Genomic DNA, 14,062 nt, shown 5'->3' on the forward strand with positions numbered 1-14,062 from the left:
AAGGCTCAGTCTTCCGGCGCGTCATCGCCGTAGAACTTCACACCGAGTTGAATGCGCTTGCGGCCGCTGTCCACACGATGCCGATTGGTGTCGCGCAGGGAATAGACGCAGCCGCAGTATTCCTGTTGATAGAAGTTCTCGCGCTTGCTGATCTGAATCATGCGCGAGGCGCCACCGCCCTTGCGCCAGTTGTACTCCCAATACATCAAGCCGGGATACCTGGACGCGGCGCGAATGCCGCAGTCGTTGATCTGCTGCATGTTTTTCCAGCGCGAGATGCCCAGCGAACTGGTGATCACCGGAAAGCCGTGCTCGTGGGCATACAGCGCGGTGCGTTCGAAGCGCATGTCAAAGCACATGGTGCAACGCACGCCGCGCTCAGGTTCGTTTTCCATCGAAGCGCATGTCAAAGCACATGGTGCAACGCACGCCGCGCTCAGGTTCGTTTTCCATCCCGCGCGCCCGCTCGAACCAGTTGTCCCGATCGTAGTCGGCATCGATGAAGGGCACGCCGAACTGTTCGGCAAAACGCACGTTCTCATCCTTGCGCAACTCGTATTCCTTGCGCGGATGAATGTTGGGGTTGTAGAAAAAGATGGTGTAGTCGATGCCGGAGGCCAACATCGCCTCCATGACCTCGCCAGAGCACGGCGCGCAGCACGAATGCAGCAAGACCTTGGCGTGGCCATCAGGCAGTGGAAGTGGCATGCGTTGGGCAGTGGAATCCATCAGTGGGGTCCTTGCGTGTAGGCAGTGGCATTGGCGGGCGCGCGCGCCAGTTCGATGAAGGCGCGCAGGTAATCGATCGCGATGTCCGCCTCGCGCGCGCCCAGATAGATCTGCTTGGGGATGCCGCGCGCACCCAGCCGCACCGGCACCACGTCCATCCTGGCCGCATATTCCTCCACCAGCCAGCGCGGCATGGCGGCCACGCCGCGGCCGCTGGCCACCATCTGCATCATGATGTCGGTGGTTTCGATGGCCTTGTGGCGCCGCGGCGTGACGCCGGCCGGCAACAGGAACTGGCTGTAGATATCCAGGCGCTCAAGATCCACCGGGTAGCTGATCAGCACTTCGCGTGTGAGCTGCTGTGGCCTGACGTAGGCCGCCGACGCCAGCGCATGGCGCTTGGCCACGACCAGCACCTGCTCGTAGTCAAACACCGGCTCGAACCTGAGCCCTGGCTTGAACAGCGGGTCGGGCGTGACCAGCAGATCGATCTCGTAGCCGAACAACGCGCCGATGCCGCCGAACTGGAACTTCTGCTTCACATCCACATCCACATCCGGCCAGGTGGCCAGATACGGCGCCACCAGCTTGAGCAGCCACTGGTAGCAGGGATGGCATTCCATGCCGATGCGTAGCGCACCGCGCTCGCCCTGGGCAAACTGCCCCAGCCGCTCTTCGGCCAGATCCAGTTGCGGCAGCACCCGGTTCGCCACCGCCAGCAGGTACTGGCCGGCCTGGGTCAGGCGCAGGCTGCGCCCCTCGCGCAACCAGATGTCGGTGCCCAGCTGCTGTTCCAGCTTCTTCATGCTGTGGCTCAGCGCCGACTGGGTCAGATTCAGCACGCCTGCGGCGGCAGTCAGCGAGCCTTGCTGCTCGACCTGCTGGACGATGGTGAGATGGATGCGCTCAAGCATTCAATGATCCGAATTCATGGATTGTTGAAATAACACCATTTTACTTCATCGAATGCGAGCCCTAGCATCGGGACTCGTCGTTCAGCCGCTGCCGTGCGAACGGGTTCGGACCAAGGCGCGGCCGATGGGTCGGGCCGCAAGCGTCCTGGCGCACTGCACGACGTCCCCACTGCGTAAGGTTGCCCAGCATGACTGTCAAACACCCACTCCGCGTCGTTGCGGTCTCCGGCGGGATGCAACGCCCCTCCAAGGCTGTCGCACTGGCAGAACACCTGCTGGAGTTAATCGCCGATCAGGTGCCGTGCGAGCGCCATTTGGTCGAACTTGGAGCGTTGGCGCCGCACTTCGCGGGCGCGCTCTGGCGTACCCAAGTGCCCGACACGGTGGAGCAGGCGCTCTGCCTGGTGGAGCAGGCCGACGTGCTGGTGGTGGCAACACCGGTCTACCGCGGCTCCTTCACCGGACTGTTCAAGCATTTCTTCGATTTCATCGATCAGGACGCCTTGATCGACACGCCCGTGCTGCTCGCCGCAACCGGGGGCAGCGACCGCCATGCGTTGGTGATCGACCATCAGCTACGTCCGCTTTTCAGCTTCTTCCAGGCACGCACCCTGCCGCTGGGCGTTTACGCAACCGACCGCGACTTTCTGGACTACCGCGTGCACAACGACGCGCTGGCCGAACGGGCCATGCTGGCGGTGCAGCGGGCATTGCCGTTGATCGAGCTGACCGGGCATGCACGGTCCATTGCCGCGCCGGGTGTGGCTGCGGCCTGAGGGCCCAGCTCGCGGTAGCCAGGGAACCGGATCGGCCGGCAAGCGCGCGCTGATCCACTTCCCGGCCTGCATGCCGCCGGCATGACCCGTTACGCAGCGCATGCGCGCGTTCCCTTCTTAGAAACAAGGCATCGGTTCGCAATGACTCACGCATTGAATTTCACCATCAAGAGCCTGCGCTTCGATGAGGACTACCGTCCCTCGGCCACGACGCGCAACACGACCAATTTCGCCAACCTGGCCAGGGGTCAGCGACGTCAGGAAAACCTGCGTAACACGCTGGCGATGATCGACAACCGCTGCAACGAGCTGGCGCACTGGGATAATCCCGACCGCGACCGTTACGCGGTGGAGCTGGACATCATCTCCGTCGAAATGCACATCGGCGAACGCGCGCTGGACGATGCGTTTCCGTTGATCGAGATATTGAAGCCCACCATCGTCGATCGCCACACCGGCGCGCGTATCGACGGTATTGCCGGCAATAATTTCTCCTCATACGTGCGCGACTACGATTTCAGCGTGCTGCTGCCCGCGCACAACCAGGATGCGTCCGGCTTCAACGTCCCGGACGATTTTGGCGACCTGCACGGCAAGCTGTTCAAGCACTTCGTGCATTCGCCCGCATATTGCGCGCACTTCCGGAAGCCGCCGGTCATCTGCATCAGCGTCTCCACCAGCAGAACCTATCACCGCACCGGAAACCGGCACCCCATCCTGGGCATCGAATACCGCCAGGACGCGTTTTCGTTGACCGACCAGTATTTCGAAAAGATGGGCCTGCAGGTGCGCTATTTCATGCCGCCCAACAGCGTTGCGCCCTTGGCGTTCTACTTCTTCGGCGACCTGCTCGGCGACTACACCAACCTGGAGCTGATCGGCACCATCGCCACGATGGAGACATTCCAGAAGATCTACCGGCCAGAGATCTACAACGCCAACGCTGCAGCAGGGCCGACCTATCGGCCGAGCCTGAAGCATCAGGACTATTCGTCCACCCAGATCGTCTACGACCGCCAAGAGCGCAGCCAGCTCGCCGTGACGCAGGGAAAGTTCACCGAAGAGCACTTCATCCGGCCCTACGGCAACCTTCTTGCGCAGTGGGCCTCCAGCCACGCTTCCTAATCAACCAGAACCCATCCCATTACTCATCATGACAAAGCTGCTTCCCACCTCAACCGCCGGTAGCCTGCCCAAGCCGTCCTGGCTTGCCCAGCCCGAAACGCTCTGGTCGCCCTGGAAATTGCAGGACGCCGAACTGATCGAAGGCAAGCAGGACGCGCTGCGTTTGTCGCTGCAGGAACAGCAGCACGCCGGCATCGATATCGTCAGCGACGGCGAACAGACCCGTCAGCATTTCGTCACCACGTTTATCGAACATCTCAGCGGTGTCGATTTCGAAAAGCGGCAGACGGTCAGGATTCGCGACCGCTACGACGCCAGCGTGCCGACCGTCGTCGGCGCGGTCAGCCGCCCAAAGTCGGTGTTCGTGGACGACGCCAGGTTCCTGCGCCAGCAGACCCGCCAGCCGATCAAGTGGGCGCTGCCCGGCCCGATGACGATGATCGACACCCTCTTCGATGCGCACTACAAAAGCCGCGAAAAACTGGCATGGGAGTTTGCCAAGATCCTCAATCAGGAAGCCAGGGAACTCGAAGCGGCCGGCGTGGACATCATCCAGTTCGACGAACCGGCCTTCAATGTCTTCTTCGACGAGGTCAACGACTGGGGCGTTGCCACCCTGGAGCGCGCGGTGGAAGGGCTGAAGTGCGAGACCGCCGTCCACATCTGCTATGGCTACGGGATCAAGGCCAATACCGACTGGAAGCAGACGCTGGGCTCGGAGTGGCGCCAGTATGAAGAGTCGTTTCCCAAGCTGCAAACGTCCTCGCTCGACATCATTTCGCTGGAATGCCACAACTCGCACGTGCCGATCGATCTGATCGAACTCGTTCGCGGCAAGAAGGTGATGGTCGGTGCCATCGACGTGGCAAGCACCACCATCGAAACACCGCAGGAAGTGGCCGAGACGCTGCGAAAGGCGCTGCGCTTCGTCGATGCCGACAAGCTCTATCCCTCCACCAACTGCGGCATGGCGCCGCTCGCCCGGCACGTGGCGCGCGGCAAACTCGGTGCGCTCAGTGCAGGCGCGCAGATCGTGCGTGACGAGCTGTCGGCTTAGGGCAACTAACAACACTCCTACGCAGCCGTCAGGCGGTCGCGGTCGGTGCTCGGAATTCTCATGTGCCGCTTGTACATTGCAGTTCTGAGCGCGCCGTCCGCGCTCACCGCACGGCTGCTCGCTACGTTTTGTCAGCCGCTTCTAGTCCCATTGCCACAGCAGTGTGCCCCGTGCCGTCGGGCGGGCCCGGGGTGCGCGCAAACGCGGCAGATGCCGGTTCGTGGACATCGTCCATATCATCGCCAGCGGCTGCGCACGGGCGTCGCCGGCGCCTGATCGCGCCGGCGCCATGCATGGCGCAACGCGCATGGCCCACGCATCCCATCGCAGGCCGCATGACACCGGCCCCGCTCTCAGCCGCTGCGTGCACCGCCACGGCGTGCATACAAGGCCGTCAGCAACGGCACCAGCAACGAGGTGACGATGACCGCGCTGGCCACCAGCGCCGTCGCGGCCGGCGCGGCGGGTGCGAACTGCGGTGCCATGCCGGCGATCAGCGCCGGAGTGGCCACGGCGGCACCGGCGGTGCTGGAGGCCGCCACCCCGGCCGTGCCGTTGCCGCCGCCGATCCAACGGTCGGCCAGCAGCAGGGGTAGCCCGGTGATCACGATGACTGCCACGCCCAGCAGCACCCCGCTTGCGCCGGTGTGGGCGATGGTCGACAGATCCAGCGTGTTGCCGAGCGCGAAGCCGAAGAAGGGCACCAGCGTCGTGGTCGCCTGCGCGAAGAACTGCCGCAATTGCGCATCGAGGTTGCCGAGCGCAAAGCCCAGCAACAGCGGCAGCACCGCACCGACGAACAGCAGTGGGTCGAAGCTGGCCAGGCCGCTGGCACCCAGGATCAGCATGGAGATCAGCGGGCCCGATTCCAGCGACATCAGCACCACCGCCCCTGCGTCTTCGCTGCTGCCGTATTGCTGCATCAACGCGGCGTACAGCCCGCCGTTGGTCATGTCCATCGCAGCCACCAGCGCCAGGACCGACATCCCGGCCAGCGGCCCGTTCGGCACGCCGCCGATGGGAAGCAGCGGTGCGCACAGGACTGCCACCAGCCAGGCCACGGCGATCTTGGTCAGCACCAAGCTGCCCGAACGGCGCAGCACCCGTCCGGAGGCGCGCAGCTGGATGGTTGCCCCCATGCAGAAGAACCACACCGCCAGGATCGGAACGGTGCCGCTGATCAGCCCGTTGCTGAAAGATCCCAAGGTGCTGCCGGCCTGCGGCCAGAGCGTGTGGCAAACCGCCCCAAGCAACAGGGGGACCAGCATCATCCCGCCGGGAAGTCGCTCCACCGTGGCCTTGATGTGCATCTGCGTTCCAGTGAGCGCGTCACCACGCGCGGGGCTGGCAGCATCGCGCAGGCACCTGCGTGCATGAAGATCCCGGCGCGAACGTGCGCAGCCGCACACGAATGCGCCGGCCATGACCGGCGCTGCCGACCTTGCTCAGTAATTGACCTGCAACTGCAGGCGCAGCAAATCGCCTTCCACCACCGGATACGGCGCGGTGCTGACGTCGGTGCGCTTCATCTTCGAATAGGCGAACACCAGTTCCAGCGCATCCATCGGCTGCCATTCGACACCGGCTTCCACTTCGTCCAGACGCATGCGCGGGGCATTGGTGTCGAACTTGGAGCCGCCGCGGTAGGTCTGCCATTTCAGGTAGGGCAGCAAGGTGCCGTAGTTGAAGTCGTGCTTGAACATGGCCTGCACGTAGCCGCCGCTCAACGAGCGGGTGCGGATGCGGCGTTGGGCCACATCCAGTTCCGGGCCACGGCCCACCGTCCACTCCGCCTGCAGGCCGAACGGCTGCGGGTAGTAGATGATGTGCGCGGCCACGCGCTGGTCGGTATAGCCATTGGGCTCGGTGATGGCCGGGGTAAAGCTGCGGCCGCCGATATTCACTGCCGCCGCAGTCGGCACGAAGCGGCCGGCGTAGGCGTCGGCGCCCACTTCCAGGTACTGGCCGTTGGCGAACTTGAACGGGTAGGTGGCGTGCACCACCGCGTGCATGCTGTCGTTGCGCTCGGCGCGGTTGGCGCCCTGGCCGTTGTACACACCGGCACCGATTACGCCGTAATCGCCGGACCCCTTCAATCCCGACTTGACCAGGTCCTGGAAGCGGCCCTTGGCCACGGTGGGGCTGTAATAGAACACCGCACCGATATCGCGTTCGTCGCGCAGGCCGGAGTTGAGTGCATCGGCACGATCCAGCGAGAGCCGGTTCTGGCTGGACTGCAGATTTTCCCAGCCGTACGGCATTTTCGACTGACCCACACGCACGCGGTATTCGCGCTTCTTGTCGAAGAAGATATCGGCGTAGGCATCGCGCAGCTGCGCAAAGTTGGAGGTGGTGGAGCCGGTGGGCGTGCTGGCGAAATCCGGCTGGAAATACAGCGACACGTGCTCGTTGAGATCGCCGCTCAGCACCAGGCGCGCACGGCGGATGCCCAGGCTCTGGTCGTTGCCGATAAAGCGGTCGCCCGGCGCGCGCAGGTCCTGCGCATCGCCGCCGATGCCCTGGTTGTAGCGGATCTGCGTGTAGCCGCGCAGGCTCAGTTTGTCGTACCACTTCTTGCCGGCGTCGCCGGACTTGGCCGGCGCTGGCGTTGCAGCCGGCGCCGGCGCAGGCGCGGCCTGGGCAACGGCAGTGTCGGCGGGCGTGGCGGCGCCCGGCGCGGGCGGGAGCGGTTGCGCAGGCCTTGCCGGCATTGCCGACGCCGGCAGCTTGCCGTTTTCGTCCACCTGCACGAAGGTGCCCAGCTTGTCGCGCCCTGGCGCCGGCTCGGCGAAGATCTGCTTGGTCTTGCGGTCGACGTACAGCTCCAGCTCGGCGGCCAGCGTGCTGCCGCTGGCGGTCGCGCTGAGGGCGCACAGAACAGTGGCGAAATTGCGTTTTTTCATTGGTCCGGCTCGTGCAAGGGAAACGGGTCGGCGGCTGCGTCGATCCGGTGCTGCCAAGAAGGCGGCTGCACGGCGTGGAAGCGCCTGCCAGGCGCCGGTCGTCCTGACGTAGCGGCAATGGCAGCAGTTATATTTAGATTTGATGTCAGTTTGGTGACACTGGCGGACCTCGCTGCCGTGGCCCTTGTGTCACGGTCGTGTCGGGGCGATGGCAGTTATGCGACCAACGTGAGGCGGGCCCAGCTGCGCACGATGGTGTGCAGACGATCGACAGAACTGGATTCGGAAGGTGTGGTCGTGGGCATGGCGGAGATTGCGCACGGGCCGTCCAAGCTTTCGACGTGGCCCATCGCCGATGGCTGCGCGGCGTGCTCTGCTGGACTCGCCAGCGTGGACAGCGTCTGCGCCACCACTGGGTATCGGCAGGCACGTGTCACCGGCGGCGACATCGGCCCGGTCACGCGGCCGTCTGCTGCGCGGGGGAATATGTCGCGCAGCGCCAGGCCGTGCAGGTCTCCAGCGCTGGCAGCAACCCAGTGCCGCATCGGCGCGCTCACCGCGCCACGCGTTGACCAACCGAGACGCGCACGGCGGCTGATCGGCCTTTCAGAACAGCGCCATAGCTGATCGCCTGAACCAGTGCCACTGGTCCAACGCACTGGAGATCATCCCGACACACGCAGCCACGCCGACCAGCCAGCCACCGCCGCTGGTTGCATGCGGTGAAGCGCCACGAAGTTCGCCGGGTTCCAAGGGGCCACGTCGCACTTGCTCAACGCTGCGCGAACCACTGCGTGCCGAACGCTGGGCAGCGCAGTGGTCGCGCCGTGACTCAGCGCGCCGCGAGTGCCGCCGCCACCGCGTCGCGCAACGGCGTGGTGGGGCGGCCGATCAACCGGCCCAGCGTCTGGCTCTCATCGAACAGGGCGCCGTCGCGCGAGGCGGCCGAGCACTGCGCCAGCACCTGCGCAAAGCCGGCTGGCAGGCCGATCTGCACCAGCGCTGCCGCGTAATCGGCTTCCGGCAGGTCGTGATAGGCCACCGGCTTGCCCGACTGCTGCGCCACCTCGGCGGCGTACTCGGCCATCGTGAAAGCGGTATCGCCTGCCAGCTCGTACACCTGGCCGGCCTGTGGGGCGTCCGAAGCCAGTACTGCAGCCGCCGCCGCGGCATAGTCGGCGCGCGTGGCGGCGCTGATTTTGCCGTCGCCCGCACTGCCGATCACCGCGCCGTGGGCGACTTCTACGGCGATCGAGCCGGTGTAGTTCTCGGTGTACCAGCCATTGCGCAACAACGCGTGCGGCACGCCGCTCTCGCGCAGCAGCGCCTCGGTGGCCACATGCTCGGCGGCCAGCGACAGCGTGCTGGTATCGGCATGCAGGATGCTCGTATACGCCAGCAGCTCTACCCCGGCGCGCTTTGCAGCCTCGATCACGTTGTGGTGTTGCGGCACGCGCTGGCCAACCGCATTGGACGAGACCAGCAACACGCGGCCCACGCCGGCGAAGGCGGTGTCCAGGCTTTGCGGGTTCGCATAGTCGGCCTGACGTACCGCGATGTCGCGTTTTGCGAACTCGGCAAGTGACGCGGTATCCCGCGCCGTTGCTACGATGCGGTTGGCAGGCAGATGGCCAAGCAGCGCTTCGACAACCAGCGCACCCAACTGCCCGCTGGCGCCGGTGACAAGAATCAGGGGGGATGTAGATGTCATGACGGGCTCCGGTAGGTTCGCATAAGAGATTTGGTCTACTATCTAGACCTCATTGGTCGCCCGCATAGTGTCAGCCCCGCCCCGGCCTCCGCAAGGAGGCAGTTTCGCTCCCCCTGGTTACCGTGAGATACCCCACGTGAATGCGATTGCCCTGTTCCCGCTGCCGCCGTCCCTGGAAGGACCCTTCGACGCCACTAAGTGCCCGGTGCGCGATGTACTCGACCAGATCGGCGACAAGTGGACCCTGCTGATCCTGCTGACGCTGATCCCCGGCCCATCCCGCTTCAGTGCCATCCAGCGCGCCGTGCCGGACATCTCCAAGCGCATGCTGACCCAGACGCTGCGCAATCTTGAGCGCAACGGCATGATCACCCGCAAGGTCTACGCCACCAAGCCGCCGAGCGTGGAATACGCGCTCTCCAAGCTGGGAATTTCCCTCCTCGGCCCGGTCTCGCAACTGCTCACGTGGGCGGGCGAAAACCACGGCAGCATCCGCGCCGCGCGTGAGCGATTCGATCGCGCGCAGCAGGCGGCAGTGGCGTTGGATCCCGACGAAGCGATGGCATAGGCGCAGTGCTGCGTCACCGCGATTCAAGCCAATGCGCTGAGGTGGTGCAGCGGCGCTCCCGCGTGCGCATCGGCTGGGCTGTCGGCCGTGACTGCAGAAGGCACTCGTGGTGTCCCTGCTCGCATCTCTCTCATGTGCGGTCTGATGCGTGAGTCAGTCCGCGCTGTGAAGTGCTGTCGGATGGAATGAAGTGTCAGGGCGCCAACCGGCGACGACACAGCGTCAGTGCAGCCCAGCCAACCCCGCCGCCAGCGATGCCACCCCAAATGATGCCATCGGTGAAGCGATAGCCAGTAAGGTGTGCCACACCGGCACCGATGACGAAGCCGGAAAGCGAGAACCAGCCAACCATCCGACGGCCCGCCACGGCCCGATCTTTCGCGGCACGCCTGCGACGAATCTTTTCTCGTGCTTCCAGATCCGGCTGAAGTATGGCCTGCGCGATTGCGTCTGCTTGTGACTTATCCATGCACCGATTCCTGAAGAGCGCCAGCGCTTGAATTACGCTGCCGCCTGCCCGCGAGACGGACTTGGCTTGAAAGAGTTGTTAGGCCGCATTCTGCGCCGCCACACGCGACCGGAACAGTAGAAACTCCAGGCGGTGATTGCAGTTGGCGCAGTATAGGTCCCGTTCGATGCCGGGGCTCTCAACCTTGCGAACAAGATGCAGCGGGTAATCTGGCAGTGGCCGCTCCGGCAGGCCCCAGTAATCCGGAAAGTACGATCCAAAATCTGCATCACAGAAGTCGCAGAGGACAATCTCTTGGCCCCAAATTTCAAAGGCGTGGTACTCGTGCTCTCCGCGAATGCACTCGTCTAGCTCGCCAGGCACATGCCCGCAGTCGAAGCACGGGGCGACATCAATCTCTTGCAGTTGAAGTGAGCAAATGGGGCAGCTGGTCATACGGCCTGACGCTTGAGGTACGCCGAGCCGCAAAGCGGGTTCGGCTTGAATGAATGGTTACGACGCATCGCCGAACTCGCGCAGATGCGGCACATACGCTGAGAGCACAGACACACAGAGGCACTCGGAGACTATGAGCCACTCCTGCATCGAGTCTAACGATGCGGTGACGTGCAGGAAGTGACCTGCGGTGCGATCCCGCCAGCCGCCGGAAATGACCTTGTAGAGGACGTGGCCTGTAGTGAGCGGGCTTTCCCAGTACTCAAGCATGTCCCCTTCGTCCATCGCCTGGAATGCCCGAACGAAAGGAAAGTGGATCTCAAGGTGGCGGTCGACTCCCGCCGGCGCCGCCACAACAATGCGCAGGCCAGAGCTGGTGCTGATGATCTCGGTAACGTCTGCGCCTTCATGCCATTGGACCTCGGAGCCGACAGGTTCTAGAAACGTCTGCATGCGGCCCAATGCCTCAATGAATTGTTAGACGGCAACACTAACTGCAAGCAGCACGAGTTGCCAGATGAGCAGGAGCACAGTGGGATAGAAGGTCAGCGCGAACCCCAGCGCTCTGGCGCCAGCACCGCCACTGTAGGTCGCAAAAAACGTCAGCCTTCCAAGCAAGAACGCACAAGCGCATGCCGGAACTGCGGCTTGGATGCCGCGGTGCGGGTTCATGAGGGCGGCGACGTAGACCGGCAGCGCAAACGCTAGCTGCTCTGTCGTATTTTGAAGCAAAGATTGCAACGTTTTAGCACGAATGGTGCCATCACTCATCGCGCTGCCGTCAATGTCTGCAGGCGTAACGAAGCGATGTTTGGCCATGCGTGCGATAGCGACAAACATCCCCGTGGCCGGCAACAGCAAGCTGATAACTGCCCGCTCTGGTGTGTCCCAGCGCAAGAACGCTCGTGATAGCAGGAACACAACGAGTAGAGAAGCAAAAAGGCCAGATGCCATACCGAGGACCACGCCTCGCTGCTTTCTGTCTAAATGCACCGTGGCTCCCTCTGCCGGCGGACGTTCGAGGACACCTTGGCGTAGGTTTCAGGCATTGATGCGTCTCAAGCGGTAGGTCATTTCTTCCGCGATTTCCGGGTCACTGCATCTCGCAAACTCTTCAATGACCGCAATGGACTCGGGTGTATCGATATCAGCGAGCGCATGGCTAAACCATTTCGCGATGACGCCTGGCTCAGAACACGTGTACTCGAACATCTGAAACCCGTTCGCAAGTACCTGTCGAATGTACGTGACGCTGGATGGGCGACGAAGCAACTGGATTTCGCGCGTGATCTTTTGATGGAGCTCATGGCCGGGCATCACCAACAGCCTGTTGAAAACCTCAGCCCTCTGTTCCTGATCCGGAATGCTTTGAGCATGGCAAACGAGATCGTATGTGGCCTGCCAATCATTGTTGGCGATGGCTGCGGCCATCCCGTGCAGGACTTTTTCTTTGATCGACGTCCCCCCAATTTTGAGTAGCACCTCAGTTTGGAGTCCAATTCCCTACCCCAAGGAGATTGGACGTGAAGAAGCGTTTTTCTGAAGAACAGATCATCGGCTTCCTGCGCGAAGCTGATGCCGGTGTGGCGATCAAGGATCTGTGCCGGCGGCATGGCTTCAGCGAGGCCTCGTATTACCTGTGGCGCAGCAAGTTCGGCGGAATGAGCGTGCCCGACGCCAAGCGGCTCAAGGATCTTGAGGCCGAGAACGCGCGGCTAAAGAAGTTGCTGGCCGAGCAGTTGTTCGAGAACGACCTGATCAAGGATGCGTTGCGAAAAAAGTGGTGAGCGCACCGGCGCGTCGTGCGCTGGTGCGCGAGTGGATCGGGCGTGGTGCCAGCGAGCGTCGCGCCTTGGCGGCGATCGGCATGAGCGCCAGCGCGCTGCGCTATTGCCCACGCCAAGACCGCAATGGCGAACTGCGCGAGCGCATTCTTGCGTTGGCGCATCGCCATCGCCGCTACGGCGTGGGGATGATCTATCTCAAGCTGCGACAGGAAGGACGCCTGGTGAACTACAAGCGCGTGGAGCGGTTGTATCGCGAGCAGCAGCTACAAGTGCGGCGCCGCAAGCGCAAGAAGGTGCCGGTTGGCGAGCGTCAGCCGCTGCTGCGGCCAGCGCAGGCCAACCAGGTGTGGTCGATGGACTTCGTGTTCGACCGCTCCGCCGACGGCCGAGTGATCAAGTGTCTGGTGATCGTGGACGACGCAACGCACGAAGCGGTCGCCATCGAGGTGGAACGCGCGATCTCCGGGCACGGCGTTGCGCGCGTGCTGGATCGGTTGGCACACAGTCGCGGTTTACCGAAGGTGATCCGCACCGACAACGGCAAGGAGTTTTGCGGCAAAGCGATGGTCGTCTGGGCACATGCCCGTGGTGTGCAACTACGGCTAATCCAACCCGGCAAGCCAAATCAAAACGCCTATGTTGAATCGTTCAACGGCCGACTACGCGACGAATGCCTCAACGAGCACTGGTTCCCGACGTTGCTGCACGCGCGCACCGAGATCGAACGCTGGCGACGCGAATACAACGAGGACCGACCGAAGAAAGCAATTGGCGGCATGACGCCGTCCGCTTATGCCCAACATCTGGCAAACACCGATATCATCAACCCCGGACTCTAAACCCGACCGCTACTCAGGGCGGGGGGACGTCGATAGCTCTTGAGTAGCTCAAGGTATCTCGCAAGCCCCCTCCTCAGATTCCCATCTTCAGTCAAGTGTATGTCGATAAGGTCTGGATCTAGAAAGCGCGCCGCATTCTGGACCAACTGGCCAAGGCGCAGATCTGGCTCGAGTCGCCAGACCTCTCCGAGCAACTCCAACATCTCGTCAATTCTTGCGGGATCTCGCATAGCTACCTAACGATTGAATTAAGCCGAGTTGCGAAGCAACTTCGGCTTGAATGAGTTGTTAGGCTGCGACCGATGACCCAGCCTGCCTAATAGAAAAAGAAGTAGCTCAAAAACAAGATATACGAAGCCAATAGCGGCTAGGAAGAACCAGCCTCCTGACCGATTTGGATGGCATGCCTGAGAGTCTAGCAAGCACCCTGAGACGCGCATAAACGGAAATCCTGCTGTGACAATAGCAGAAAGAACAACCGCCATCATTAGCAGGTAGACGCTCGTTCCCGTAGAGTTGGAGCTAAGGAGTTGACGGTAGTGACGGAGGACGAGATAACCCCGCAGCGGAATTAGCGTGATGGCAATGAAGCCAACGGCCCCCAGCCCGAGAATTGCGAGACGCATTAGCTGAAACTGCATTGCACTTTCCATGACAGCCTAACACCTGAGTTAAGCCGGGCCGCGAAGCGGCGTCGGCTTGGACGAATTGTTAGGCCCACCTTCGCCCGGCTCTGCATACGACTCGGG

13 protein-coding genes, 1 other RNA gene and 1 pseudogene are annotated in these 14,062 nt (G+C 62.8%); 6 read left to right on the top strand and 9 right to left on the bottom strand.

Annotated features, from left to right (window positions below; translation table 11 throughout):
- Positions 1–5 precede the first annotated feature (5 nt).
- Positions 6–729, bottom strand: a pseudogene (locus ACCQ15_RS01620) (epoxyqueuosine reductase QueH).
- Positions 729–1,643, bottom strand: coding sequence for a LysR family transcriptional regulator (locus ACCQ15_RS01625; protein WP_011346037.1), 915 nt, complete (start codon positions 1,641–1,643; stop codon positions 729–731). Before ACCQ15_RS01625 ends, ACCQ15_RS01620 begins: the two are co-directional and overlap by 1 nt.
- A gap of 188 nt (positions 1,644–1,831) precedes the next feature.
- On the opposite strand from ACCQ15_RS01625, the gene msuE reads away from it, so the two are divergent.
- The 4 genes from msuE (at position 1,832) to ACCQ15_RS01645 (ending at position 4,738) form a co-directional block, all read left to right on the top strand.
- Positions 1,832–2,419: an FMN reductase gene (gene msuE, locus ACCQ15_RS01630; RefSeq protein WP_071118791.1), complete on the top strand. Its 588-nt coding sequence runs from the start codon at positions 1,832–1,834 to the stop codon at positions 2,417–2,419.
- Between the two features lie 141 nt (positions 2,420–2,560).
- Positions 2,561–3,544: a DUF1852 domain-containing protein gene (locus ACCQ15_RS01635; RefSeq protein WP_029818355.1), complete on the top strand. Its 984-nt coding sequence runs from the start codon at positions 2,561–2,563 to the stop codon at positions 3,542–3,544.
- A gap of 28 nt (positions 3,545–3,572) precedes the next feature.
- Entirely contained in the window at positions 3,573–4,601 is a 1,029-nt protein-coding gene (locus ACCQ15_RS01640) for a methionine synthase (protein WP_031420763.1), read from the top strand.
- A 60-nt stretch (positions 4,602–4,661) separates the two neighbouring features.
- Positions 4,662–4,738: non-coding RNA, sX9 sRNA (locus ACCQ15_RS01645), on the top strand.
- Positions 4,739–4,954: 216 nt separating this feature from the next.
- Here the strand turns inward: ACCQ15_RS01645 and kdgT are convergent.
- The 3 genes from kdgT to ACCQ15_RS01660 form a co-directional block, all read right to left on the bottom strand.
- Complete coding sequence (gene kdgT / locus ACCQ15_RS01650; RefSeq protein ID WP_057681370.1) at positions 4,955–5,911, bottom strand: 2-keto-3-deoxygluconate transporter; 957 nt, start codon at positions 5,909–5,911, stop codon at positions 4,955–4,957.
- 135 nt (positions 5,912–6,046) lie between these two features.
- A complete protein-coding gene (locus ACCQ15_RS01655; protein ID WP_057681350.1) occupies positions 6,047–7,504 on the bottom strand; it encodes an OprO/OprP family phosphate-selective porin in 1,458 nt (485 codons plus the stop codon).
- 832 nt (positions 7,505–8,336) lie between these two features.
- The gene (locus ACCQ15_RS01660) at positions 8,337–9,215 is read right to left on the bottom strand and encodes an SDR family oxidoreductase (protein ID WP_218195868.1); all 879 of its coding nucleotides are present in this window, start codon (positions 9,213–9,215) and stop codon (positions 8,337–8,339) included.
- Between the two features lie 136 nt (positions 9,216–9,351).
- On the opposite strand from ACCQ15_RS01660, the gene ACCQ15_RS01665 reads away from it, so the two are divergent.
- Entirely contained in the window at positions 9,352–9,783 is a 432-nt protein-coding gene (locus ACCQ15_RS01665) for a winged helix-turn-helix transcriptional regulator (protein WP_008576183.1), read from the top strand.
- A 193-nt stretch (positions 9,784–9,976) separates the two neighbouring features.
- Here ACCQ15_RS01665 and ACCQ15_RS01670 read toward each other — a convergent pair whose 3' ends face one another.
- The 4 genes from ACCQ15_RS01670 to ACCQ15_RS01685 all read right to left on the bottom strand — a co-directional run bounded on the left by ACCQ15_RS01670 (position 9,977) and on the right by ACCQ15_RS01685 (position 12,118).
- Positions 9,977–10,252, bottom strand: coding sequence for a hypothetical protein (locus ACCQ15_RS01670; protein ID WP_057681352.1), 276 nt, complete (start codon positions 10,250–10,252; stop codon positions 9,977–9,979).
- 492 nt (positions 10,253–10,744) lie between these two features.
- Positions 10,745–11,140: a hypothetical protein gene (locus tag ACCQ15_RS01675; RefSeq protein WP_029818361.1), complete on the bottom strand. Its 396-nt coding sequence runs from the start codon at positions 11,138–11,140 to the stop codon at positions 10,745–10,747.
- 24 nt (positions 11,141–11,164) lie between these two features.
- Positions 11,165–11,527, bottom strand: a complete 363-nt coding sequence (locus ACCQ15_RS01680; protein WP_029818363.1) for an MAPEG family protein — start codon at positions 11,525–11,527, stop codon at positions 11,165–11,167.
- 201 nt (positions 11,528–11,728) lie between these two features.
- A complete protein-coding gene (locus ACCQ15_RS01685; RefSeq protein WP_372381528.1) occupies positions 11,729–12,118 on the bottom strand; it encodes a hypothetical protein in 390 nt (129 codons plus the stop codon).
- A 92-nt stretch (positions 12,119–12,210) separates the two neighbouring features.
- Between ACCQ15_RS01685 and ACCQ15_RS01690 the strand changes: the two genes are divergently transcribed.
- Positions 12,211–13,313 (top strand): IS3 family transposase gene (locus ACCQ15_RS01690; RefSeq protein WP_372166127.1). Its coding sequence is split into 2 segments (ribosomal slippage): positions 12,211–12,469 and positions 12,469–13,313, totalling 1,104 coding nucleotides; the frame shifts between segments, so codons are not numbered across the junction.
- Positions 13,314–14,062 lie beyond the last annotated feature (749 nt).

The organism is Xanthomonas sp. NCPPB 1754, from assembly GCF_041475725.2.
GTDB classification, from domain to species: domain Bacteria; phylum Pseudomonadota; class Gammaproteobacteria; order Xanthomonadales; family Xanthomonadaceae; genus Xanthomonas; species Xanthomonas euvesicatoria.

What these genes read in the sequence shown, in the direction of transcription:
- ACCQ15_RS01625 (WP_011346037.1), bottom strand. Translation starts at nt 1,643, where the DNA reads ATGCTTGAGCGCATCCATCTCACCATCGTCCAGCAGGTCGAGCAGCAA.
- msuE (WP_071118791.1), top strand. Translation starts at nt 1,832, where the DNA reads ATGACTGTCAAACACCCACTCCGCGTCGTTGCGGTCTCCGGCGGGATG.
- ACCQ15_RS01635 (WP_029818355.1), top strand. Translation starts at nt 2,561, where the DNA reads ATGACTCACGCATTGAATTTCACCATCAAGAGCCTGCGCTTCGATGAG.
- ACCQ15_RS01640 (WP_031420763.1), top strand. Translation starts at nt 3,573, where the DNA reads ATGACAAAGCTGCTTCCCACCTCAACCGCCGGTAGCCTGCCCAAGCCG.
- kdgT (WP_057681370.1), bottom strand. Translation starts at nt 5,911, where the DNA reads ATGCACATCAAGGCCACGGTGGAGCGACTTCCCGGCGGGATGATGCTG.
- ACCQ15_RS01655 (WP_057681350.1), bottom strand. Translation starts at nt 7,504, where the DNA reads ATGAAAAAACGCAATTTCGCCACTGTTCTGTGCGCCCTCAGCGCGACC.
- ACCQ15_RS01660 (WP_218195868.1), bottom strand. Translation starts at nt 9,215, where the DNA reads ATGACATCTACATCCCCCCTGATTCTTGTCACCGGCGCCAGCGGGCAG.
- ACCQ15_RS01670 (WP_057681352.1), bottom strand. Translation starts at nt 10,252, where the DNA reads ATGGATAAGTCACAAGCAGACGCAATCGCGCAGGCCATACTTCAGCCG.
- ACCQ15_RS01675 (WP_029818361.1), bottom strand. Translation starts at nt 11,140, where the DNA reads ATGCAGACGTTTCTAGAACCTGTCGGCTCCGAGGTCCAATGGCATGAA.
- ACCQ15_RS01680 (WP_029818363.1), bottom strand. Translation starts at nt 11,527, where the DNA reads ATGTTTGTCGCTATCGCACGCATGGCCAAACATCGCTTCGTTACGCCT.
- ACCQ15_RS01685 (WP_372381528.1), bottom strand. Translation starts at nt 12,118, where the DNA reads ATGGCCGCAGCCATCGCCAACAATGATTGGCAGGCCACATACGATCTC.